Here is a 21,203-nt window from a genome sequence, read left to right as displayed (position 1 = left end):
ATAAGGTTTCACAAGGGTGCTGATAAGTGATTGAAATATTTATGTTATTTTGATTTCCACATCAATGGGATTTCTTTGTTTTAATGGCATTTATTATCGTCCCAGTAAGTAATCCGGCGGCTGAACATAAAATTCCAGGAAGCATATCCGCCACTTTCGGTAAGTTATTCTTGTCGAAAGCAATTGCATTCGCTAAGCTAAACGTAGCATATAAAGCTAACATATACATCACACCAAAGAATAAAAGCATAAGCCATTTGTAATTTGCCCAACTATTATCTTTTCCCATGAATATGGAAATAACAAAGGTTGTGATAGGTAAAACCAAATAAAATACCGCAAGCGAATACCCCATGGCATCTAATCTTCCGCCAATCCAAAATACAATTATTGACATTGACCAGATTACTAAATAAACAATAATCTGCATCATCTTAGAAAACTTCCGTCTGCTCTTAACATTGTTTGTACTTTCTTCTAAGTATTTAATCATACTCTTATCCTCCTTTAATAACTCGTCAAGGCAGTTTCAGTAAATTGCTTTATATATTCCAGAGAATTATTTAATACATCATATTTTACAATTACATTTTCAATTATCTCCATAAAATTATATGATAGACCTGCCTCAAACTCCAATGTATTATTATCCACCCATTTTAAGTTGCTGCCCCAACTATATCGACCATCAGGATAGGTATTATTATAATCTTTATTATCCTTTGCAACTTTTTCTATAGCTAATTTCATAAGTTCCGGACTAATCTCTCCACTGTTTAAATCAATAATATTTATTGAACTGCTTCTTCTGCTGGATGTTTGCACTGCTATTTTATCTTTAGATGGAGAGACTTGAATTTTTTCACCTCTATCAATATAGTCTTGTGAATTAGAGAAAGAATGAAGTTTTGATAGCTTATCATTTCTTATTATCCATAGTTCGTTATAGCTTCCATAGTCGGAATAATCATTGAATAATGCAAAGATTTTAGTATTCTCATCAACATTTACAATATAAGGACTATCAAACTTTTTAGTCAATACGGATATTGCAAATTCTGCACCATCTTTAAGTTTTGTGTTGCTGCTGTTTAAAAATGGTGTGATTTTTTCTATTGCACTTATCCTTATATCGTTTTCATTATAATATTCAACAAGCCTATTTATACAATAATATTGGCTATATATATTCGTCGATTCTAATCCTTTAAACAATACGTCCACGCCATGTTTTTCAACTAAATTATCTACAGCTTCCATAATATCATCATCTATATGTCTCCAATAAAAATCAAATCCCACGAGGTTTTTTGGTACTTCTACTAAGTTATCCCAGAATTTATCAATTTCTGTGTCATATATTTTTACTTGTTTGGAATCAGCACTCCAATCAACAACCTTATTCAATGCTTCTAAAACTCCACGAATTGGTACATATATAGTACCCTTATGATTAAAGGGTTCCAGATTATTGCCTTTAGCATCTTTAAATTCAATTTCCTTACCATTTAGCAGTACTTTTATATTGTCATAGTATACTTCTATATTGGTGTTTGTTGCAGCGGCAAACACTGCACCTGTCACTATCATGATTGTTAGCGTAAAAATAATTCCTGATAAAAATCCCTTCCATTGTTTAAACACTTATTTTCCCTCCTTTTCATTCTGCCATCAATATAAAATCATCGCTTATATCTATTAATATCTCAGCTATATAATATCACATAAATTAGTAAGGTTTCCTCCCTGTACAATACTGTAATAATATTGTAAACTGTTTGAATTCATCTTTCCGCAAGAATCCAGTCCATTATAAATTGACCAAATAGGACAAACTTCCTTGAGCTAACAGTTGTTTGTTTAACAATATCTAACAAGGCACTCTACACATATTTTGCATAGAGTGCCTCTGCTAAATTCCTTATTTTAGAGGGTCAAAAATCAGTGAAAAAGCACTATTTTTTGACCCAAATTTCATCCTCAAATCACTATATGTTGTGGTCAATCCTTTATTTGTCCTCCAAACCACAATACATCATCAGAATTGTTGCCTCAACGTACCCTGATTATTTATCGTTTGCTCTCCTACTTTTCCAGACAACTGCCAGAATATCTTTCAGCACAAGGAAAGCATCCAGCTCATTATAGCCATATTTTTTCTGCAAATCATCCAATAGGGTTTCCAATTCATTAGCATAGGCACTCGTGTACACTTGCTGCTGATAGTTCACAAGAATTGGATATTTCTTTCCCCAAGCCTTTGTCCAATCAACCTTATCTGAGATTTCCTCGTTTGTCTTATCAATTACCTCTTGAATTTCCTGAACATCCAAATCAAAATCAATCAGCTCATCTAAAGACAGATGATACAGGGTAGAAAGCTTTTTTGACTGCCGAATATCAGGGAGAGTTTCACCAAGGGAAATCTTCAAATATGCCAAGATTTCGGGTGGGTTATCTCTTTTTCTCCATCACAAAGTTTGTAAGACAAACACCTGACGAAAATTGAAGAGATAAAACAATAGTGCTTTAATGATATGATTTAAAAATAAAACTCCCAAGAGCATTATCTCTTTAGGAGTTTTATTATTGTAGTTATTTTATTATTGTAGTTATTTTATTTTTCAGTTAGCACTACACCACGGTAGAATTCCATTGCAAGGTGTAGTGAGTGTCCATGAACAATCTCATCCGGAGTATTCTCTGGCCAGTAAACTGCGGTTCTAGCTTCAAAACCATCTTTAGTAGGTCTGAACTGATGGAAAGGACAGTTTACAGGAGTTCCATCAGTAAGATATGCTTCACCAGCCATATTTATAGGGAAAGCAGGGTCTTTATCTGCCAAGATTTGCTCAGATAACTGGGAATCTTCCACCACACTAACTTTAACCAGTGTTGGTGTTCCATACATACCAAAAGGCTCAATTCCAAGAAGCTCGCCATCATCAAAAGAAACATGGCAGATAAAATGCTCTGGGTGTACTGCAAGACCAACTCGGTCTTCTTCTTGTATTGATTTCATAACAGCCATAAATTCTTGCAATGTACTGCCTGTAACCAGCAAATTAGCACGAGATACTTTCATTGGTTTATTCTGTGAGAAGGCTAGTTCTCTCCACATTTCATCCGATAACTTAAAAGCATCTTTGTAAAGCTCGATAACCGTTTCGCCTTTGTATTGTAGGCGAGTTTCAATTGAAACTTCCCATGCCTTTTTCATGCTTAGATAGTCGATTTTATCATCGGATAGTACTTTGTCACCATCTTTAATCTCCACACCTAGGCGTTTTAGTTGATGAAGCATACGCAGGTTACGTTCATATTCTAAGCGTTCTAGTTGTGTAGGTGACCAAACTTCACCATCAACAGTGATTGTGTATTTTAGCTCTGACATAATAAATTCCTCCTTTTTTAATTGACTAAACTAACAACGTGTTGTATACTATTATAAAATATAAGTTAGCTAAAGACAACAACACTATTGATAGGAAGTGTCGGATTATTATGAAAAAGCAAAAAGATATTACCGATAAAACACGGCAGGCATTTATTGATACCTTTTGCCAATTATATAGCCAAAAACCGCTGGATAAAATAAGCGTTCAAGAAATCACGAGAAAAGCAGGTTATAATCGCAGTACATTTTATCAGTATTTTTTTGACATTAATGATTTACTCTCGACTGTTGAGCAGGAACTCTTAGATGACATTGTCAAAAAACGTAGCCAAGCAGGAAAAAGTGGCCGTTCTTTTGTAGAAGATTTAGTGGAGCTGTATGAAGAAAAAGAGCTATATTTGGAAGCGTTGCTTGGTGATTATGGCAACAATCATTTTTTAAAACAGATAATATCACTGCCTAATATAGACATTCCAGAATTAAATTTTCCAGATGACCACAAACTAAAACCATATTTGATAGAGTATCGTCTTTCTGGGTCATTGGCATTGTTTCGACTGTGGTTACGCAGAGGTAAAGATCTATCAGCAGAGGAGTTCATATCTTTGGTAGCAGAACTATACCAAGATGGAATGGAAGCGTTTTACGTAACACGATATAACAAACAGAATGGTGAGGGGAAATCATGATAAAAACAGAAATCAAAGTGATTGTAGATGGCAGAGAATACACTCAGCAGGAGCTAGCGGAAATCTATATCAGTCGTGGCTACTACACTCTGTTCGAAATGGAAAAACTAGGAGCAACAGTTTTAGATGCAAATGGCAAAGAGATGACAGAAAACGAGATTAACACTCTTGCACCCGAAAAAGTCCGTGGTGTTTTGCTTGATAACAAGTTACGAATTGGCAAAGATGGACTAAACAGGCTTTATGACAAGCAGTATCGACAGGCGGATGAAATGTGGCTGGATATACTCTCAAAATCCGATGGCGATTACAGCAAAAAAGTGGCTCGTGCACACCTAACCGTGACAGGTCTTACTGTAGAAAAGTATCTAAAAATCATCAGCTCGGCATTTAAGATGAAGAAGTTTCTGCTTAATATGCACCCTGACCATATTGATGCTTCAATGACCAGTGTAACTGAAATTATGGGAATGTACGGTATGCCGACCCAAATGATCGGAAAGCTGAAAGAGCCTGCTCCTGAATCGGTAGACGAGGAACATAATCTAAGGCTTATAGGGGCATCGTTTTTAACAAGCAACCCAAGTAAAAAAAATGCTGTTGCCATGCATCAGGTGAAAAAGTTTAAAGGTGGACTTGACATCTTGGCGGGAGCATATTTCCCCATTGAAACTCCACAAGAGCTTGTGGACGGCCATTCACTTCACATGGCAGTAGAGTTTTCAAACGCATTCAGAAGTGTTTTATAACATAGGAGGGTTTGTTTTGAATATAAAAGCAGTTTTGATGATACTAAGTGGCATATGCTGGTCGATTGTCTATATAGAGCTTATCAGAGGTGGATTTAAAGACAAAACTTATTCTATGCCTCTATTCGCATTAGGGCTTAATTTTGCATGGGAACTGATTTATTCAGTTGACCAGCTTTTTCTTGGTTCAGATCCGATTCAAGGCTGGGTCAATCTCGTATGGACGATGCTGGACGCAATCATCATTGTCACATACTTTAAGTATGGCCGTGAGTATTTTCCCATAAAGGCAAAGAAATATTTTGTGATGTTCAGTATTTTGGCATTTATGTCCTGCTTTGTGATACAATTTGCATTCTACTTTCATTTTAAATCCGTTCCAGCATCTCAATATTCAGCTTTTGCACAAAATGCAGCAATGTCCATCATGTTCCTTGTTATGCTGTATCAGCGTGGAAACACACGTGGACAAAGCATGTTAATGGCTGTCGCTAAATGGATAGGAACGCTTGCACCCACTATTCTCGGTGGTATAATTGAGTCATTCAACATCTATATACTCCTAATGGGCATCATATGCTATATATTTGATGTAATTTACATAGTGGCATTGCATGGTTTCAAAAAAGAAGAATCGATAAATACAATAAGGGAGGCACTGTAATGAAAGCGATGATTATATATTACTCCAAGACAGGTACTACGGAAAAGCTTGCCAAGAAGATACAAAAGGGTTTTGACTGCGATATTTTGAAACTTGAAGCAGAAAACCCCTACGGAAATTATTTTTCCTCTCTTGTGCGTGCGAAAAAAGAGCTTAAAAGCAGTGTTCCTGTAAAAGCAATTAATAAAATACCAGACCTTTCGGGCTATGATACTGTCTTTGTTGGCTATCCTATTTGGTGGTTGGATGTTCCAGTGCTTGTCGCAGCGTTTATAAAAGACTGTGACCTCGAAGGAAAAACTGTTATTCCGTTTTCAACTTCCGGACTTGGTAATATAAGTGCAACACTGGATACAATGAAAAAAATATGCCCGAAATCAGATGTTATTCTTCCCTTACAGTGGGGCATTGCCAAGAAGGATGATTACGAGAAATGGATCGATGAAGTTGTAAGTATAATGATAAAATAAATAGATTCTGCTATCTTTCAGGAGAATTTGCTATAAACCACAACAAACAACATACACTTAGTTTGCCATAACAATATAGTCTCGTGTTTTTAACAAAAATACGAAATGTACTATTTCTGGATATGTTCTCCAACACGTAAAAGCCACTGAATGTCATCTACACATTCAATGGCTTAAGTTATTGATATTACTAAGTTCATTGCTTTTCCAACTTACAGGTCGTATCAACATGTGTTAAGAGATGATGATAAAGATGACTGCTCCCTTGTCATATATATTTAGAGTATGCTCTTTGTAAACAAATCCAGATAAAAATTCTGAATATTGCTCAAAGAGTCTTCCATATAATCTTTCTGCCATCCAAATATTTTTTCCCTATAAAGTTTCCAAATACTCAACTGCTGAGCTATGAAATAATTATTTCTTCTTTCTGTTTTGCATAATACTCCTTCAATTTCATATAATAGTGTTTGCTATTTGAAATTGAGATCATTCTTAGCCGCCCATTCCTCAAAGATTTGAATATAAACATCTCCACAGGTGTATATAAAATCGTCATAAGTACAATAGCTAAAGCAGAAGCAGTTTCATCATTTACGGCGTATTGACATAAATTCGATTTCGTGAAACTTTTAGTAGAAAAAAAGATAATATAGTTAATATTAAAAATGACCATAATAACCATTTTCCGCCAGATGAATTAGGCTCTAATTTGTATCCCACCTGTAAACAATAGATTCATTAATTCCAAATGTACCTAACAACACAAAACAAAAACATAACGCAAGAATTACAAAACCAGCAATCCTCCAAAATTTAATAGTTGGTAAATGAAACATTCGCTTTGCCTCCTTAATTCTTCAAATTCCTATTTAGTAAACTAGGGCTACCCCAAGTAAACTAATTATACTGCCAGTATAAGCTGGATTTCTTATTATATGATACAACCCTGTTTTTATCAAATGCTGTTCATTTGTAGTTTGAATTGATGCGGTAGCAACCAGCCTCGAATAGTTTCCGGTACATCTTGACTTCTAAAAAAGGCTCCAGCAATAACACTGCAACACCAACCAATCAGCACTATCCATACTGTGCCACGATCCGAATTTTGTCGTTAGCTACGTCTTCCGCTTGAAGTCATGAGCATAATCACACATTCAGACAATATCAATAGTACTAAAGTATGCATCATAGTGTTATATTCTGCTACACTTGCAAATTTTAATGGATCATCCATAATATACATTTCCTTTAAATTAATCATTTAACTTTTTATGACTCTCTATCTAGTATTACTAGTCTAACGTAATCCAGGATTCACATATTCTTCTGCCGGGGTGCCATAAATAAGTTGTATATTCAAAGTTTTTCCCCTCATAAATTCTTATTTATCTAATTACATATATATAGTTCATATTTTACCTCTCTACTTCTGCACTACTATATAATACATTTCATCCATCGATTTATCAATTTTTGGGTGGCCGGCACTAATGCTTTGTAATCCAGAAATAATTAATCTTTACTCTACTTTTTAATTTGTCCTTAAAATGATTAGGAGGATAGTGTTTCGTTTCTTCAATAATAAGTTTCAAAGGCTTATCCTCATTTTTTATATTATCTGTAAAACAAGAATTGTCAAAAAACAAAACACAATTACATTTATTTCTATTAGTTGCGGTAATGATAATCATCATTTCCCTTTATAGCATAAATATTAGCTTCTACAAGTTTCTGCTTAATTTCGATCATTATTTCAGATGCTAAGTTATTTATAGATACAATCAAAGATTCTTTACCACAATAAGCACACTTACCGTTCTTTCCATTTTTCGTAATGTAATTTTTAAGGAAATTATTACCCTATGCAATTTAAACATATGTTTTTAATCGTCATATTATTAACCTTTCTCCTGAATACAGCTCTATAAAACCATCCCTTATGAAAATGTTCATCTTTTTATACATTGTATAATTCTTTGTTCTCTAATAATCCAATTGAAATGATAGCCACATCTTCTAAAAATTCAGCATATTATTATCCCATCTATTCAGCTTCGATTTTATGAATTTTTTTCTGTCATCACTCAAATTATAAAATGTCATCTGTCAAACGCCCCATTTTTAAGGGTCAAAAAACGGTGTTTTTTTGCTCTTTTTTGGGTTCAAAATTTCCTCCAAACCACTATATGTTGTGGTCAAATCCCATTATTCTTCCTCCAAACCACAATACATCATCAGAATTGTTGCCTCAACGTACCCTGATTATTTATCGTTTGCTCTCCTGCTTTTCCAGACAACTGCCAGAATATCTTTCAGCACAAGGAAAGCATCCAGCTCATTATAGCCATATTTTTTCTGCAAATCATCCAATAGGGTTTCCAATTCATTAGCATAGGCACTCGTGTACACTCGCTGCTGATAGTTCACAAGAATTGGATATTTCTTTCCCCAAGCCTTTGTCCAATCAACCTTATCTGAGATTTCCTCGTTTGTCTTATCAATTACCTCTTGAATTTCCTGAACATCCAAGTCAAAATCAATCAGCTCATCTAAAGACAGATGATACAGGGTGGAAAGCTTTTTTGACTGCCGAATATCAGGGAGAGTTTCACCAAGTTCCCATTTTGAAATCGTCTGCCTGCTGACCCCTAGTTTCTCGGCAACTTCCTCTTGTGACAGCCCGCTTTTTTTCCTTGCGTTATACAAATTATTTCCAAGTTCCATTTAACATACCTCCTTCTCAGTATACCATAAGTGTAATCCTTCGTTGGACGGAATGCCACCAAGAGAAATCGGCAAATATGTCACATTTACAGGCGGCTTCATATAGACTCCAAGTACTTATCCGCTTCTTCCCTCGACCTGAAAATAACAATATTCTTTTGCTTGTTTTCTTTTAGTAAATTATATATTTTCGGTAATTGATCTTCTGGAAAATTCTCAATCCATTGCTTGAACTCTTCATCAAATTCTGTTTCTAGCCATGGCATATCCTCCCGCTTTTTCCCAATACGGGATTTAGCACCTGCAAGGCAGATACCTAGTGGATAATCTAACAGAAATACAGTGTCACATTCTTTTAACCTAATTTCCAGTGTGCGGAGATAATTCCCATCAATTATCCACTTATCCAGATTTAATATCTTATTTAACTCTATATCAAATTCACCTTTACTGACATTGGTTTTATCTGTTTTATGCCACAGCATATCCAAATAGTAAAGTGGAATCTTCGTAACGTTTCTAAGTTTGCGAGCAAATTCACTCTTTCCTGCACCGGGACTACCAATCACAATTGCTTTTTGCATACCTAAAATCTCCTTTAAGCATTCAATTTCAAGAGTCTTACTATGCACTTATCTACTAACGTTTATCTATAGTATATAATCCACCTATCATTACATCAAATAAATTTAACTGCTCATACATCTCCAAATATCCTAGGAGTTAACTGCATAAATGACCAACTGCTCACGGACTGTGTAACCGTAATTAAAAATCTCTACCGAACAAGCAATATCTACAGCATATTTTTTTCTATGTACTGCTTTATTTTTTCTATATGAATTCATCTTTTAAATTTAATATAATTCCTTTCTGTGGTTCCAATGAATTCCTATAACGTCATCTTAAATTTATTCTCCCCGTAGAATGTTCCCAATCAGCCTTCGCTATCGCTTATTCCTGACATGAGATGTACATCGACTTCAACGTGTTTTGAGTTGACAATAAAGATGTCATGTGGAGATAGATACCCCTTGGCGGAAAGATTTATTTCTAAAATAATGGCTTTTTAACTTAAATAACTTTTGATTTTTCTAATTTTAATATTAAAACCCAAGCTAACAAATACTATAATGGAATATAAGGATATATTGAAATTTCAAAATACCCTTATATTTTTTTATTTAATATAATTTAATTCAAATTGTATCTTACAAAAGCTACCCCATTATACTTTGCAGTATCCACCATTCCATTCTTCTTATAGAAGCTTATGGTTTCTTTAGTATTATCCGTCATTAAAACTATCTGGCGAATTGATTTATATTTTTCTAAAATCAAACTTAATAATTTACTCCCTATACCTTTTCCCTGATATTTTTTCAAAACTAGTATGTCTTGAATATAAACAATTGTATGACTATCTCCTACAACACGAATTAGTCCAACTAATTTATCATCTTCCCAAGCCGTTAGTACTTTTAACGAATTTTCAATACCATTTTTAAGCTTAACTTTATCTTTTGTATATGCATGCCACTCTACATCCTCATATAGGTTTATTATTTCCTCAATTCCAAGTATAATATCCTCTTTAATTTCTATCTTATTCATTATTTTCCTCCTCAAATCTTATTATCTAATTTGAAGAAGATTTCTTAGTCTGCTCACCTTATTCACTCCTTTTAATATTCCCACTTAAATTATAGTAATATTATGATTTTGAAATTTGAATGACTCCTGAACAATGAGATATTTCTGTGAAGCTGATATTCTTATTCAATAAAGATTTCCTCAAATCTTCGAAAACAAAATAAACTTCTTCATCATCCCAATACTCATTATAGTTTACTTTGCATTCTTCTAATAATTTTTTTGTCTCAAAGACTATATCTCCGATAATGATCTTTCCATCTTTATTAAGGTAGTTTTCAAGTTTTTCAATAAACTTAACTTTTTCTTCGTCCTCCAAATGGTGCATTGCATACGTGCTAATAATATAATCAAAGGAACTATCTTTTATTTCTTCTGGTAATCCTTTTGAAAAATCATATTTAATTAACCTTGCAAGAGGCATTTTTTCTTTTGCTATCTCTATCATCTTTTGTGAAAAATCTATGCCATATATTTTATAACCATCGTCATAAAGTTTTTTAGTTAATATTCCTGTACCAAATCCAACATCTAATATTCTTGCTTTTCCTCTCTTGTGGACTATATTATAAATAGTATTTAAAACATCCTTATAGCCTGCAAACGGATACTCATCATTCTCCTCACTTAACTCTACACTTTTATCATACCCATCTGCCCACAAATCAAAGCCTTTATTATCTAGCATTAAGAAATTCCCCCTTTCTTATCTCATAATCTACCGAACTTCGCCAGTTTCCTAATTGATCCTGCCAGGAATTTTCCTTAATCTGAATCTTTCTTGCCCCTATTTTATTTTCATAAACATACTGAGCTCTTTTATTTTCAAGCATAGTATCCCATATAATTCTATTTATAGGGACTTTAGAATTAATATTATTATCTGTAAATAGAAATTCAAATAGTAATTTAATAATTTGTGGACCATACCCCTGGTTTTGATAAGCAGAATCACATATTTTCCATCCAGGATATACAGCACCATCACCTTTAATTCTATAACTTAGTTCTCCAACGAGTTTGCCATCTATTTCAATTATACAAAGCTGGCTTAATTTTCCTTCCCAGTTTCTAATTTCATCTATGGTTTCTTCCAAGGATTGTCCTAATCCTTTGGGAAATCCTGCATGCTCCATAACCTTACCATCATTCCACCACTTGTTTAATTGAATAGCATCATCTACATTAGCACTTCTTATTACAATATTCTCTTTTTCTATTCTCATACTTTCCCCCAGTAAATTATTTGAAAGGTTTATGACATGTGTACCCTCCATGCACGCTTAGTTTTCATTGTTGTTTTCAACATACCAACCACTCCTTTCAAAATTTATGTCAGTTTTTACAGTTATTGTACCATACAGCCTATAGCTAATAAACATCTATCATACATAAGTTCAATTGCCCATCTATTTTCCTCTTCAATAAATTGTATAAGCCTCTTAAAAACTATTTCATAGTTTTTAAGATTAATATTCTCTCCTTTAAAGCTATCTGTAAGAAGTTTCGCCCTATCCTTGAATGAATAATTTCTTATTTTCCCAAAGCATTCATTTATTAAACTTTTGTACCTAACCTTATCCACATTAGATAGGAATCTAGAATGAACGTGTCCACAATCATTGCATCTATTACTAACATTAATTAAGCTGGAATTACAATCCTTAACACCTCCCTCACAATTAAAATAATTATTAATTACTATGCCACTTCTTCTTGGTTGGAAATTAGGTGCCATAACCATCAGCTGTTCTATGCCTCCTAATGATGTTCCATACATAAATAATTTTAACATTGTTCTCAATCCTTTCTTTCTATTTTTATATTTAGTTTTGAGTTATACAATAATATTTATTATTTTTATTAATTTAGAGTATTATAAAATCTATAAGACTTGATCTCCAACATAATTCCCGAAACAATATTGAATATATTGGCTTCTATTTCTATCAACTTCAAAACCTTGCTTTTCAAATTCTTCTAAAATATATTTGTCTATCCCGTAAGGACTTTTCAAGCTATTAATTAACTCCTTACTTAGTGTTAGACTATATCCATCCATTGTTATAACAAACTTATCGTTAAATTTATCAAGCTTCACTCCATTTTCTATTTCTTCAAATTCTCTGTTTAAAGCTGAAACAACCACCCCGATAAAATCTTCTCCCGCCATATTCTTTGACATATAGCCTCTTATAAAACCTGTTGTATTCACATAATCATCTCCTATAAAATATTTGTAAAACAAAAAATCTCCTTATCAATGATAAGAAGACCGGAAATTACTATATTTTCACCTCCTTATCGTTTTTTAGCTGAACCACCTTGCATATTGCAGGTTGGTATAGGGTCATAGAGCTAAATCTCTACCCTAACTCTTGATACTTTGGTGTATATTTAATTGTGTGCTTTTATTATACTACAATATTGTTATGATAGTCATACCCAATCAAAACCAAAAATAGAATTTCCTACATTACATATTTTTGAATTATATGCATTAGCTACAATACAAATTGGAATTTATCGTGCTCCCTGTTTCAGCGCTTTAATTAGTAACATCATCGGGCGACGCATTTCATCTGGCATGTCTGGAATGTCCATCATGTCAGCGCTCGGCATTGCTTCTTCAACAACTTCCAGCCGGAATCCAGTGTCTATGAGGCCCATCAGAATCTGTGTCAGTGTGTGATGTTGCTTCGTGACTGTCTTCCCAAGGAAATGAGTAACTCTTTCTCCTGAATAAAAGTAATCATCCACAGGCCAATACAGCGGTTTGCCGCCCGAATCATAAATCCAATCCTGGTTCACACCTGCCGTAAAGACGGGATGCTCCATGTTAAGGAGGAAAATACCATCAGTTTTTAACGTCAAGTATATCTTTTTCAAAATTAAATCAATGTCTGCAATGTAATGAAGCACCAGATTGGAAATTACACAGTCATAAGAATCGGCGGGATAATCATAATCATCCAGTCCGCAGACCCTATAGATAATTTTGGGGTCAGCGTTTTTTTCGTTTGCCTCATGTATCATTTTTTCGCTCAAGTCGATGCCCAGCACCTCCTTTGCACCACATTCCACAGAATATTTACAGTGCCAGCCGTAACCGCACCCAAGATCGAGTACGCTTTTACCGCTTAAATCTGGAAATAAGGCTTTGAACTGATGCCATTCACCTGCTCCGGATAGGCCCTGTTGACTTCGTGACATCTTCGCATACTGGTCAAAAAAGTGCTTATCATCATAAATGTTGTTCATATACTCACCTCGACAAATTCCTATTTATCTATTTGATTGCAAATAGTTACATAAATTGCGACATACAAATAATATTAATTATCTTAAAAGTTAATTCATACTTAATTTTTCTATAGCCTCTTTTCCATCTGGCACAAAGAATATATCTTTTCCTTTATTGCATTCATAAATAAAATCCTTCAAACTCCTAAAATATAAAAGCCATTATATTTCTTTACATCGTCTAACCAGTTTAACAAAATCTGATAATCTAACGGATTCTCTTTATTTACTCTTTCTATGATTAGATTGGACTGCTCTAATGTATAATAATTTATTCCATAAAAATCTACAATACCACATTTTTCGTTATTATAGATCCCACCATTAAAGATTTTACCGTAATGCGAAAAAAACTCATCTATGTCATCACCAAATAGATATAACGAATCATCTTTCCATTTCCCAATAGCATCAATCGATACGATCTTATTGATTTTAGATCTTTTATCTAATTTACAGTATTGAAATTCTATAAAATCTGAACCACCAAATTCTCTTCGTTCCTCTTGTGAATTAAAAGTACGAAACAACAAAGTATCACTCCCATCAGGTTTATCACTTAAATTATCAAATGTCATCTGTCAAACGCCCTGTTTTTAAGGGTCGAAAAACGGTGTTTTTTGCCGTTTTCAACCCAAATCTCACCACAAAACTACTATATGTTGTGGTCAAGCCCTATTATTCCTCATCCAAACCACAATATGTCATCAGAATTATACTCTCAACGGTTATATAATTTGAACACATATCCCCACAAACTATTATCATGAAATCTTATCAAATGGGATACCAACTGTTCTAGAACATTTTTTTCAATGAGCTTATATACACCCTAATACTTTTTTGAAATACTATAGAAAGTACTCATTTAACTTGGGATATTTCTTTTTATTTGCTTTAATCCTCTGAACAATGAATTTTCTAAACTCTATAGCACCAAATATAGCCTCATCAACTTCTTGAAAACTTGGTATTCTTCCTCTATGGGTTGCCTTATTTCTAAGAGTATAAGTATTTTTATACCACTTACCAACTACTGTTGCATCCTTTGTAACATCCCAACTTCCGCCTAAAAAACTAGGCATCATATTTTTAATTATTGGCATAAATGCGGTGTCCTCTAATTTTTGTTCTATTTCTTTATCTGATTTACCTTCATCTTTCAATAATTGTTCAAATAGCGTTCTTATCAAAATCTCTACGCTTGTCTGAGCATGATTTACAGCTTCTAGATAGAATCCTTGTTTGAAATACCTTTTTGCCATATATATAAATCCCTCACTACTTACAAAAGGATTCAAATCCCATACAACAACCGACTGCAACCTCATAACTTCTTGTACATCCTCTTCTATTAATGGCTCTTTTTCTATGGGTATATGCATATGTAGCATAAATAGGCCCATATCATTTTCCCATGTTTCTATATTTGTTGACTTTACTAATATTGTTGCAGGTAACATTTCTTTGGTGAGATAGTGACAGTCATCATCTTTCATCGCTATCATATAGCTCAATACTATATTGTTTAATTCTGCAAGTAATAAATCAAAATAATCATTATTATATCGTTCTCTATCATTAACAAATGTTTCATATTCTAAATCAACAGCTGCCATCATATGTATTTTAGTTTTATGAACCTTTAATGTCGGCAATTCTTCGCCTAACGAATACATATAAGATTTATTTGTTGTTACCATATCAAATCTAAAGCTGAAATATCCTTGTTCAGACCCCAACGTAACTGTCCTACCTATACACATAGGTATATGGAACGGTAAGGCAACCTCAAACTCAATAAAAGTTTTTGGTCTACACTTTTCTAAGTTATATACAGGTAAGAAATCCCTTTCATAGACCTCTTTAGTTAATATAAAAGATGATTCCTGCTCTTTATTCATACAGCAACAGCCCCTATAGTTCTTTTCATTACCACATATACATTTCCTACTTTCACTATTCGTCCTCCTAAATTATTTAATACTCAAAACTAAAACATTATACTTCAAATATTGCAGTAGCTGCTCTTCAACTTACTTTATTTCTATAATATATATTTGTTTTTTTCTTCTTCACCTAATAACTTCATTTCCATATCTTCCAATGCCTTTATATAATCTTTTTCTGCCATAGAAATATCCCCTAATTGTAACTCCTTATATTTCTTATACTCTTCCTTAGCCTTAAGTTCAGCAGTCTTAGCACTAATTTTCCCTGCATGTGTAAGTATTTCATGCTTGGACAATTTCAAAAATCCATCCAATGTTTCAATCCAATCTGACATATACATGGGTATTCTTCTACGAGCTTGCATTATGGCAAATTCAAGATAAGCAGAAACTATGCTGTTTAATGCATCTAACTCCTCTTTAGTACAATAGTTTTTTGCTACTAATGAATCTGCTTGTCTAGGTTGTTCTCCTTTAAAGCTAAGCATTCCCATATAAGGCTTGTCTGCATCTGCTGAGTAATAAATCTTTTCTGCCGCAGTATGCCAATGGGCTGCCCAATGCATTTTATTCTGTACTGTTTTAAAAAACAAAGTAGATACTTCTGTTCTGGGGTCATAATCAACACTTGTGGCATAAATATCTAGTACTTTCCTCCAGAATACTTTTTCTGATGAACGAATATCTCGAATACGCTCCAGTAACTCATCAAAATAAATTCCACCGCCATTATTTTTTAGAAGTTCATCATTCATGGCGAATCCTTTTTTCATATATTCTTTTAAAACATTGCTCGCCCAAATTCTAAATTGAGTGCCTCGCAAGGACTTTACACGATAACCAACAGAAATAATTACATCTAAGTTATAGAAGTCTACTTGATAACTCTTACCATCAGAAGCAGTGTAGGCAAATTTTGCCCACACTGAATTTTTTTCGAGTTCACCTTCTTTAAAAATATTTCTTATATGTTTTCCAATTACACTTTTATCACGCTGAAATAATTCTGCCATTTGATCAATAGATAGCCATACTGTATCACCGTCAAAAGTAGTTTCTATTTTTGTCAAACCATCATCTGTTTGATACATTATAATTTCAGAGTTCATATCCATTCCCCTTATACGCTTTTCCTTTATTATACATGGTTCAATGAAAAATTTCCATTATATTACCTTTTCGTAAGATTTGATTCCTCTGCTTTTCTAACTATCCTATCAATAGGTATTTGCCCTTCCTCATCACCAAACTCTACATTTATGTTAATATGTGTGTCTACTTTTTTGTGGGACAATGAAACAACCGCCTCAACGTGTCTTGAGATGACAATAAAGATGTCGTATATTGATAGTAGTCCCTTGGTGGAGAATCTGTTTTATAAATTTTGAACAAAACCACTAAAAGACAAATTATTTTGAGGGCTTTGTTTACTACAATTAAATTAAATTTCTATACTTCGTCCCAGTCCTTTATATTATATTTATTTAGAAGATCTTATGCTAACCTTATACCATCTTCTGTAATTGCGACAAATTTAGAACGATAACTCCCCTGCCTAATATAATTCTCTTCATCTAACTCATTAATAATATCAAATTTATAGCTACAACATCATTTTATTTGAAACTTTTGTAGCACTCCAGCCAAGGCTCTTTGCCCACGCGCGAGCACCAGATGCTTCCTCTTTATCTTCCCCCTCATAGATAGTTCCTAAGAGATTAGCAAACCCACTTAATCCACCAACATCATCAAGTACAGATATACCTTCCTTATTAATGCAAACTGGTTTATGTTTATTTATTACTATATCTTCTGCTTCTTCAAGTTCATACTCATCAATCATATTATCATTAAGTAGGTCTTCACAGCCTTTGTACTTAGTTATCTTAACTATCCAATTATCTCCAAAGTCATAGTTATAAACAAGTTCTTTAGTTACGGGAAATAGCTCATCCAAATTAATATCTTCATCTTGAGCTGCTAAAAGCTTATCAACCTCTAATCGTTCTAACAGACTTTCTGTACCACCTTCAATTATAATGGATGAGTTCATCTCTTCAAGGGTTAAATCGATTAATGGAGCCTCCTTTATTATTCTTATTTGTGCATTTTCATCTTTTTCTTTTCGATTATAATAATCGCTAAAGGATTCTCTTACTTCTACCATACTATAATAATCTAATAGTTCTTGTACATTTTGCCTTGCTACTTCTGGATATTCCATAGTTCCCCCATATATATAGGGACCAGTATATTTTTTTCTTAGCCAAACTTTAAAACTGCCTCTTTCATAGTCATCATCCCAAAAAACATCTTCTTCTGCTTCAGATGGCGGTTGAAATAATATACCTACTAAATCTAACCATCTCTTAACAGTCCTTTCTGTTAATTTATTATATATATCCTCTGGCAAATAAAATCTACGCAAGTGTGAATTTTTCCATCCAAATAATTTTTGAATTGCATAATGGAGATTGTGAAGTGGCATATCCGATGGTATAAGAATATCCCTAGTTATTGAATCACCACTAATAGATTCACCGTATCTTCTAAACATTCTTCTCTGATAATCTGTGAGATAGTCATCTTTTAATTCTAAATGAAGTCGTACTGGGGTAATTTCATTTTTTATTGGCCTTATATTGTTTTCCATTTTCTTCTACTCCCTCCTATTACTTATCTAGTTTTCCACAAAGCCATTGGGTGGTTTTTAATACGACCTAGAATTCCTTATCCTTAAACAAAAATTCTGGAATATACTCGCCATTATAAAATCTCTTCAAGAATTCTTTCTCTTCCTTTTCTAATATCATTAAATTTGAGATATATTCTTTAACAAGCCCGGATTGCCATTATCCCAGCCCTCATATCGGATATTCCCTCCGAAGCTATCTTGGTCGGTATCTTAATCGTTTTTCTTGAGCGGTGAGCGACCAAGTTATTTTTTTCTGTACTTTTGATTCCGGCTGTTCGGCTTGTCAGGTATCGTCATTTCAATCAGTCCAAGTTTAAGTGCTGGATTCAAATAATTCTTACGGAATGTTGGCCTATGGGAAAGGCCGAGCTGTTCCATGATCTCAGCAGCCGCCAGTTTCTTATCTCCGAGTACATTCAGGAGCTTTTTAATAGGTTCAGGTAAAGCATCCTCAGCGGGATCATCCGTACTTCCAACGACAGATGTTTTTTTTAGGGTATCCAGAATGATTTCCAACATGAGTTCCACAAAGGTGCAGCTATCAGCAACCTTATCAGATTTTCCGAGCGCGTCATAATATTCCTGCTGCCGCGAGCGAATAAGTTCCTCTATTGGCAGCCAGTAGAAAAGCTTATTCCACTTACCCAGAAGCAAGCTGTGCCACATTCTTCCCATGCGCCCATTTCCGTCAGCAAAAGGATGAATAAATTCAAATTCATAATGAAAGACTGCACTCTTGATCAATGGATGCATTTCTGATGCCTTATACCAGTCAAATAAATCCTGAATCTGCCCCGGCACAAGCTCTGCCGGAGGAGCCATGTGGACAACAACATCGCCGTCAAACACGCCTACTCCACCTGAGCGAAACCTGCCACTTTCCGGGATCAGACCGTTCATCATCATTTTATGAGCCATCAGCAGATCCTTTACCGACGCCGGATTAAGCTCAAGCATCATCTCATAGGCCTCATAGGCATTCTTAACTTCCTTGATTTCATTCGGATTGCCAAGTATTCTCTTGCCATTAAGTATCGCCGTCACCTGCTCCAGAGACAAAGAGTTATGCTCTATAGCAAGGGACGAGTGAATTGTCCTGATTCTGTTTTCCTTCCGCAGATGCGGATTCAGATTGCCGTGGGAAAGCACCGTAATACGTCCAACCTGCTCGCTGATCGAGGCAACCAAATTTGTTATTTTGTCCGTCATATGAAACGTTGGTTTATATTCACTCATGCTCTATGTACCTCTTTTCTATATTATTAGATGAGAGAACCTCTGAAGGCTCTGCTTATGAACAACAATATCAGCAAAGTTCGTGTCAAGTTTATATGCAATATGCAAAAATATTTTGTTTTACAATCTGTCTTCATTGTGAAAGCCCTTTAAAATTAATTTTCTTGTTAATTTTCATTGTATGTAAAATACCATCTCATATAAATTCACAAACACAATATTTATTCTCATTTGAGAACTATTCCGTTTATATTTCTATCTGAATTACAATTCAAAACTCAATATACTTTAAACTATCTATCAATAAAAGCACTTACCGTTTCCTTCAACTCATCACTGAACTCTTTGAGATCTTCAAAGCTAATCGCGCCATCATTTATAAGGGAAATAATGTTATAAATAAGTTTTGATCGGCTCATTTCCAACTGAACGCCAGTTTTCTTCCTATCTTCCTTTATTCTCTTGTCCAGGCTCCAAAACTTTTCTGATGGATTAGCATCTTCACTTAATAATTCTATATATTCCTTATTAAGCCTATCCATATATGATTCCTGCCAATCAGCGATTTTATTTCTGAAAAGCGTCCAGTCCCTTTTTGTAAATCTCTGCTCTTGCAAAGCCTCAATCCTCCTTCTAAATTCCTATTTAGTAAACTCGTGGTATAAGTCTATATTTCGTTTGAGACTTTCATAGACATGGATAAAACTGATCCTCTTGATGCATATGTCATTGCCGACTTTGCTCGTTGTGGCAAAATTACTTCTAAACCTTGGCGTGGATCGCAGTTTCTTGCGCTCCAATATTTAACTAGGCATCGCCTTCATTTGTACGTCAGTCTTAGTCTCTCCCTTTTCAGTTTGATATATAAGAATTTCACCTTTTTGATTTGTATCCAAACATGCTCCCTCCCAACTTATAAATTGAAATAAACTGTTGCATATATTATATCGAACTTATGTTCAATTATCAATATATAAATTAGTACCATGTTCCAAAGACATAAATCCATCAAAGGTCATCTACACACTCAATGGCTTAAATTATTGATATTACTACATTCTATCGCTTTTGAAGCTTAACGACTACCTCAACATGCCTTGGGGTGACAATAAAGATGTCGCAGAGAAAGTTATAATTTCACATTAAGAACATATTCTAAACACTGCAATAACTAACATCTTTGCACTAACAGTTCGAGAAAACAAAATATAAATAATTCTTAAAACAAATCAAATTCCTTCGCAAAGGCATCAAGATCATCAATTATAAACAAATCACTACTCCAATTACCTGGCCATACCGCATATAACGTTATGGTTTTATCTATAGCTCTTTGATAAACTTCTAGAAGCCTTGCTCGATCTGATTTGTTTTTATGTGGAATTTGTGATACATTACCATCCTTATCTACCTCAAAATAACAAATAGTACTCATTTTATACGGAAAATTGTTTTCTTTGGCACTTCTCATTGATAATCACTCCTAAGTCCTATATTTTTATTATATAATTTTTTACCTAGCTTATTTTTATTATTCTTGATAAAAACTCTATAGAATATTTATTTATAAATCATCTTTGGTTTTCAGCTAAATCCTAACTAATTTGCATACAACTTCTACATACCTTGAAAGTACGATAATGAGAGCGTAAGTAAAATATCTTCAAA

General features: G+C 34.0%; 28 protein-coding genes and 2 pseudogenes. 5 read left to right on the top strand and 25 right to left on the bottom strand.

Features of this window, described 5'->3' with window-relative positions; all coding sequences use genetic code 11:
- Nucleotides 1–61: 61 nt before the first annotated feature.
- The 4 genes from H8707_RS05970 to H8707_RS05955 form a co-directional block, all read right to left on the bottom strand.
- Nucleotides 62–493, bottom strand: coding sequence for a hypothetical protein (locus tag H8707_RS05970; protein WP_262429216.1), 432 nt, complete (start codon nt 491–493; stop codon nt 62–64).
- A 14-nt stretch (nt 494–507) separates the two neighbouring features.
- Nucleotides 508–1,644, bottom strand: a complete 1,137-nt coding sequence (locus H8707_RS05965; RefSeq protein ID WP_262429215.1) for a copper amine oxidase N-terminal domain-containing protein — start codon at nt 1,642–1,644, stop codon at nt 508–510.
- 422 nt (nt 1,645–2,066) lie between these two features.
- Nucleotides 2,067–2,441, bottom strand: coding sequence for a hypothetical protein (locus H8707_RS05960; protein ID WP_262429214.1), 375 nt, complete (start codon nt 2,439–2,441; stop codon nt 2,067–2,069).
- A gap of 176 nt (nt 2,442–2,617) precedes the next feature.
- A complete protein-coding gene (locus H8707_RS05955) occupies nt 2,618–3,394 on the bottom strand; it encodes a hypothetical protein (RefSeq protein ID WP_262429213.1) in 777 nt (258 codons plus the stop codon).
- Nucleotides 3,395–3,504: 110 nt separating this feature from the next.
- Between H8707_RS05955 and H8707_RS05950 the strand changes: the two genes are divergently transcribed.
- Genes H8707_RS05950 through H8707_RS05935 form a run of 4 tightly spaced genes read left to right on the top strand, consistent with a single transcriptional unit; the run spans nt 3,505 to nt 5,969 of the window.
- A complete protein-coding gene (locus H8707_RS05950; RefSeq protein WP_262429212.1) occupies nt 3,505–4,086 on the top strand; it encodes a TetR/AcrR family transcriptional regulator in 582 nt (193 codons plus the stop codon).
- Nucleotides 4,083–4,835 carry a hypothetical protein gene (locus H8707_RS05945; RefSeq protein WP_262429211.1) on the top strand — a complete coding sequence of 251 codons (753 nt, stop codon included), beginning with the start codon at nt 4,083–4,085 and terminating at the stop codon, nt 4,833–4,835. The genes H8707_RS05950 and H8707_RS05945 overlap by 4 nt, the downstream gene beginning before the upstream one ends.
- A gap of 16 nt (nt 4,836–4,851) precedes the next feature.
- Entirely contained in the window at nt 4,852–5,499 is a 648-nt protein-coding gene (locus tag H8707_RS05940; protein WP_262429210.1) for a transmembrane-type terpene cyclase, read from the top strand.
- Nucleotides 5,499–5,969, top strand: coding sequence for a flavodoxin (locus H8707_RS05935; protein ID WP_262429209.1), 471 nt, complete (start codon nt 5,499–5,501; stop codon nt 5,967–5,969). The genes H8707_RS05940 and H8707_RS05935 overlap by 1 nt, the downstream gene beginning before the upstream one ends.
- A 234-nt stretch (nt 5,970–6,203) precedes the next feature.
- Here H8707_RS05935 and H8707_RS05930 read toward each other — a convergent pair whose 3' ends face one another.
- From H8707_RS05930 to H8707_RS05850, 20 genes and pseudogenes are all read right to left on the bottom strand, one after another.
- Nucleotides 6,204–6,329, bottom strand: coding sequence for a hypothetical protein (locus H8707_RS05930; protein WP_262429208.1), 126 nt, complete (start codon nt 6,327–6,329; stop codon nt 6,204–6,206).
- Between the two features lie 512 nt (nt 6,330–6,841).
- Nucleotides 6,842–6,955 carry a methyltransferase gene (locus tag H8707_RS15255; RefSeq protein ID WP_394354645.1) on the bottom strand — a complete coding sequence of 38 codons (114 nt, stop codon included), beginning with the start codon at nt 6,953–6,955 and terminating at the stop codon, nt 6,842–6,844.
- 128 nt (nt 6,956–7,083) lie between these two features.
- Complete coding sequence (locus tag H8707_RS05925; RefSeq protein ID WP_262429207.1) at nt 7,084–7,233, bottom strand: hypothetical protein; 150 nt, start codon at nt 7,231–7,233, stop codon at nt 7,084–7,086.
- A gap of 1,001 nt (nt 7,234–8,234) precedes the next feature.
- Nucleotides 8,235–8,696: a helix-turn-helix transcriptional regulator gene (locus tag H8707_RS05920; RefSeq protein WP_262429206.1), complete on the bottom strand. Its 462-nt coding sequence runs from the start codon at nt 8,694–8,696 to the stop codon at nt 8,235–8,237.
- A 98-nt stretch (nt 8,697–8,794) separates the two neighbouring features.
- The gene (locus tag H8707_RS05915; RefSeq protein WP_262429205.1) at nt 8,795–9,280 is read right to left on the bottom strand and encodes a P-loop NTPase family protein; all 486 of its coding nucleotides are present in this window, start codon (nt 9,278–9,280) and stop codon (nt 8,795–8,797) included.
- A gap of 610 nt (nt 9,281–9,890) precedes the next feature.
- Nucleotides 9,891–10,310, bottom strand: a complete 420-nt coding sequence (locus H8707_RS05910; RefSeq protein WP_262429204.1) for a GNAT family N-acetyltransferase — start codon at nt 10,308–10,310, stop codon at nt 9,891–9,893.
- Nucleotides 10,311–10,410: 100 nt separating this feature from the next.
- A complete protein-coding gene (locus H8707_RS05905) occupies nt 10,411–11,037 on the bottom strand; it encodes a class I SAM-dependent methyltransferase (protein ID WP_262429203.1) in 627 nt (208 codons plus the stop codon).
- On the bottom strand, nt 11,027–11,575 hold the full coding sequence (locus tag H8707_RS05900) for a GNAT family N-acetyltransferase (RefSeq protein ID WP_262429202.1): 549 nt from the start codon (nt 11,573–11,575) through the stop codon (nt 11,027–11,029). The genes H8707_RS05905 and H8707_RS05900 overlap by 11 nt, the downstream gene beginning before the upstream one ends.
- 122 nt (nt 11,576–11,697) lie before the next feature.
- Nucleotides 11,698–12,144 (bottom strand): hypothetical protein, encoded by a 447-nt coding sequence (locus H8707_RS05895; RefSeq protein WP_262429201.1) that lies wholly within the window; start codon nt 12,142–12,144, stop codon nt 11,698–11,700.
- Nucleotides 12,145–12,234: 90 nt separating this feature from the next.
- Nucleotides 12,235–12,564 carry a hypothetical protein gene (locus H8707_RS05890; protein WP_262429200.1) on the bottom strand — a complete coding sequence of 110 codons (330 nt, stop codon included), beginning with the start codon at nt 12,562–12,564 and terminating at the stop codon, nt 12,235–12,237.
- 308 nt (nt 12,565–12,872) lie between these two features.
- Nucleotides 12,873–13,610 carry a class I SAM-dependent methyltransferase gene (locus H8707_RS05885; RefSeq protein WP_262429199.1) on the bottom strand — a complete coding sequence of 246 codons (738 nt, stop codon included), beginning with the start codon at nt 13,608–13,610 and terminating at the stop codon, nt 12,873–12,875.
- 90 nt (nt 13,611–13,700) lie between these two features.
- The gene (locus H8707_RS15250) at nt 13,701–13,793 is read right to left on the bottom strand and encodes a DUF4180 domain-containing protein (RefSeq protein WP_394354640.1); all 93 of its coding nucleotides are present in this window, start codon (nt 13,791–13,793) and stop codon (nt 13,701–13,703) included.
- On the bottom strand, nt 13,790–14,230 hold the full coding sequence (locus H8707_RS05880; RefSeq protein WP_262429198.1) for a hypothetical protein: 441 nt from the start codon (nt 14,228–14,230) through the stop codon (nt 13,790–13,792). Before H8707_RS05880 ends, H8707_RS15250 begins: the two co-directional genes overlap by 4 nt.
- A 273-nt stretch (nt 14,231–14,503) precedes the next feature.
- Nucleotides 14,504–15,556 (bottom strand): hypothetical protein, encoded by a 1,053-nt coding sequence (locus H8707_RS05875; RefSeq protein WP_262429197.1) that lies wholly within the window; start codon nt 15,554–15,556, stop codon nt 14,504–14,506.
- Nucleotides 15,557–15,699: 143 nt separating this feature from the next.
- On the bottom strand, nt 15,700–16,713 hold the full coding sequence (locus H8707_RS05870) for a virulence RhuM family protein (RefSeq protein ID WP_262429196.1): 1,014 nt from the start codon (nt 16,711–16,713) through the stop codon (nt 15,700–15,702).
- Nucleotides 16,714–16,775: 62 nt separating this feature from the next.
- Nucleotides 16,776–16,898, bottom strand: coding sequence for a hypothetical protein (locus H8707_RS05865; RefSeq protein ID WP_262429195.1), 123 nt, complete (start codon nt 16,896–16,898; stop codon nt 16,776–16,778).
- 200 nt (nt 16,899–17,098) lie between these two features.
- Nucleotides 17,099–17,197, bottom strand: a pseudogene (locus tag H8707_RS15245) (hypothetical protein); the annotation flags it as partial.
- A gap of 10 nt (nt 17,198–17,207) precedes the next feature.
- On the bottom strand, nt 17,208–18,257 hold the full coding sequence (locus tag H8707_RS05860; RefSeq protein ID WP_262429194.1) for a plasmid pRiA4b ORF-3 family protein: 1,050 nt from the start codon (nt 18,255–18,257) through the stop codon (nt 17,208–17,210).
- 285 nt (nt 18,258–18,542) lie between these two features.
- The gene (locus H8707_RS05855) at nt 18,543–19,535 is read right to left on the bottom strand and encodes a Fic family protein (RefSeq protein ID WP_262429193.1); all 993 of its coding nucleotides are present in this window, start codon (nt 19,533–19,535) and stop codon (nt 18,543–18,545) included.
- Between the two features lie 293 nt (nt 19,536–19,828).
- Nucleotides 19,829–20,152, bottom strand: coding sequence for a multidrug transporter (locus H8707_RS05850; protein ID WP_262429192.1), 324 nt, complete (start codon nt 20,150–20,152; stop codon nt 19,829–19,831).
- Nucleotides 20,153–20,230: 78 nt separating this feature from the next.
- On the opposite strand from H8707_RS05850, the pseudogene H8707_RS15240 reads away from it, so the two are divergent.
- Nucleotides 20,231–20,305 (top strand): annotated as a pseudogene (locus tag H8707_RS15240) (hypothetical protein); the annotation flags it as partial.
- A 449-nt stretch (nt 20,306–20,754) separates the two neighbouring features.
- Here H8707_RS15240 and H8707_RS05845 read toward each other — a convergent pair.
- Complete coding sequence (locus tag H8707_RS05845; RefSeq protein WP_262429191.1) at nt 20,755–21,006, bottom strand: hypothetical protein; 252 nt, start codon at nt 21,004–21,006, stop codon at nt 20,755–20,757.
- Nucleotides 21,007–21,203: the final 197 nt, after the last annotated feature.

The sequence above is a fragment of the Paratissierella segnis genome, assembly GCF_014385195.1.
Lineage (GTDB): Bacteria > Bacillota > Clostridia > Tissierellales > Tissierellaceae > Paratissierella > Paratissierella segnis.
The sequence above is the reverse complement of the archived record's forward strand: the minus strand, read 5'-3'. Positions and strand labels throughout refer to the sequence as shown.

What these genes read in the sequence shown, in the direction of transcription:
- H8707_RS05875 (WP_262429197.1), bottom strand. Translation starts at nt 15,556, where the DNA reads ATGAATAAAGAGCAGGAATCATCTTTTATATTAACTAAAGAGGTCTAT.
- H8707_RS05845 (WP_262429191.1), bottom strand. Translation starts at nt 21,006, where the DNA reads ATGAGAAGTGCCAAAGAAAACAATTTTCCGTATAAAATGAGTACTATT.
- H8707_RS05920 (WP_262429206.1), bottom strand. Translation starts at nt 8,696, where the DNA reads ATGGAACTTGGAAATAATTTGTATAACGCAAGGAAAAAAAGCGGGCTG.
- H8707_RS05870 (WP_262429196.1), bottom strand. Translation starts at nt 16,713, where the DNA reads ATGAACTCTGAAATTATAATGTATCAAACAGATGATGGTTTGACAAAA.
- H8707_RS05950 (WP_262429212.1), top strand. Translation starts at nt 3,505, where the DNA reads ATGAAAAAGCAAAAAGATATTACCGATAAAACACGGCAGGCATTTATT.
- H8707_RS05860 (WP_262429194.1), bottom strand. Translation starts at nt 18,257, where the DNA reads ATGGAAAACAATATAAGGCCAATAAAAAATGAAATTACCCCAGTACGA.
- H8707_RS05885 (WP_262429199.1), bottom strand. Translation starts at nt 13,610, where the DNA reads ATGAACAACATTTATGATGATAAGCACTTTTTTGACCAGTATGCGAAG.
- H8707_RS05930 (WP_262429208.1), bottom strand. Translation starts at nt 6,329, where the DNA reads ATGGCAGAAAGATTATATGGAAGACTCTTTGAGCAATATTCAGAATTT.
- H8707_RS05895 (WP_262429201.1), bottom strand. Translation starts at nt 12,144, where the DNA reads ATGTTAAAATTATTTATGTATGGAACATCATTAGGAGGCATAGAACAG.
- H8707_RS05910 (WP_262429204.1), bottom strand. Translation starts at nt 10,310, where the DNA reads ATGAATAAGATAGAAATTAAAGAGGATATTATACTTGGAATTGAGGAA.
- H8707_RS05935 (WP_262429209.1), top strand. Translation starts at nt 5,499, where the DNA reads ATGAAAGCGATGATTATATATTACTCCAAGACAGGTACTACGGAAAAG.
- H8707_RS05855 (WP_262429193.1), bottom strand. Translation starts at nt 19,535, where the DNA reads ATGAGTGAATATAAACCAACGTTTCATATGACGGACAAAATAACAAAT.
- H8707_RS05880 (WP_262429198.1), bottom strand. Translation starts at nt 14,230, where the DNA reads ATGACATTTGATAATTTAAGTGATAAACCTGATGGGAGTGATACTTTG.
- H8707_RS05925 (WP_262429207.1), bottom strand. Translation starts at nt 7,233, where the DNA reads ATGATTAATTTAAAGGAAATGTATATTATGGATGATCCATTAAAATTT.
- H8707_RS05905 (WP_262429203.1), bottom strand. Translation starts at nt 11,037, where the DNA reads ATGCTAGATAATAAAGGCTTTGATTTGTGGGCAGATGGGTATGATAAA.
- H8707_RS05970 (WP_262429216.1), bottom strand. Translation starts at nt 493, where the DNA reads ATGATTAAATACTTAGAAGAAAGTACAAACAATGTTAAGAGCAGACGG.
- H8707_RS05900 (WP_262429202.1), bottom strand. Translation starts at nt 11,575, where the DNA reads ATGAGAATAGAAAAAGAGAATATTGTAATAAGAAGTGCTAATGTAGAT.
- H8707_RS05955 (WP_262429213.1), bottom strand. Translation starts at nt 3,394, where the DNA reads ATGTCAGAGCTAAAATACACAATCACTGTTGATGGTGAAGTTTGGTCA.
- H8707_RS05945 (WP_262429211.1), top strand. Translation starts at nt 4,083, where the DNA reads ATGATAAAAACAGAAATCAAAGTGATTGTAGATGGCAGAGAATACACT.
- H8707_RS05915 (WP_262429205.1), bottom strand. Translation starts at nt 9,280, where the DNA reads ATGCAAAAAGCAATTGTGATTGGTAGTCCCGGTGCAGGAAAGAGTGAA.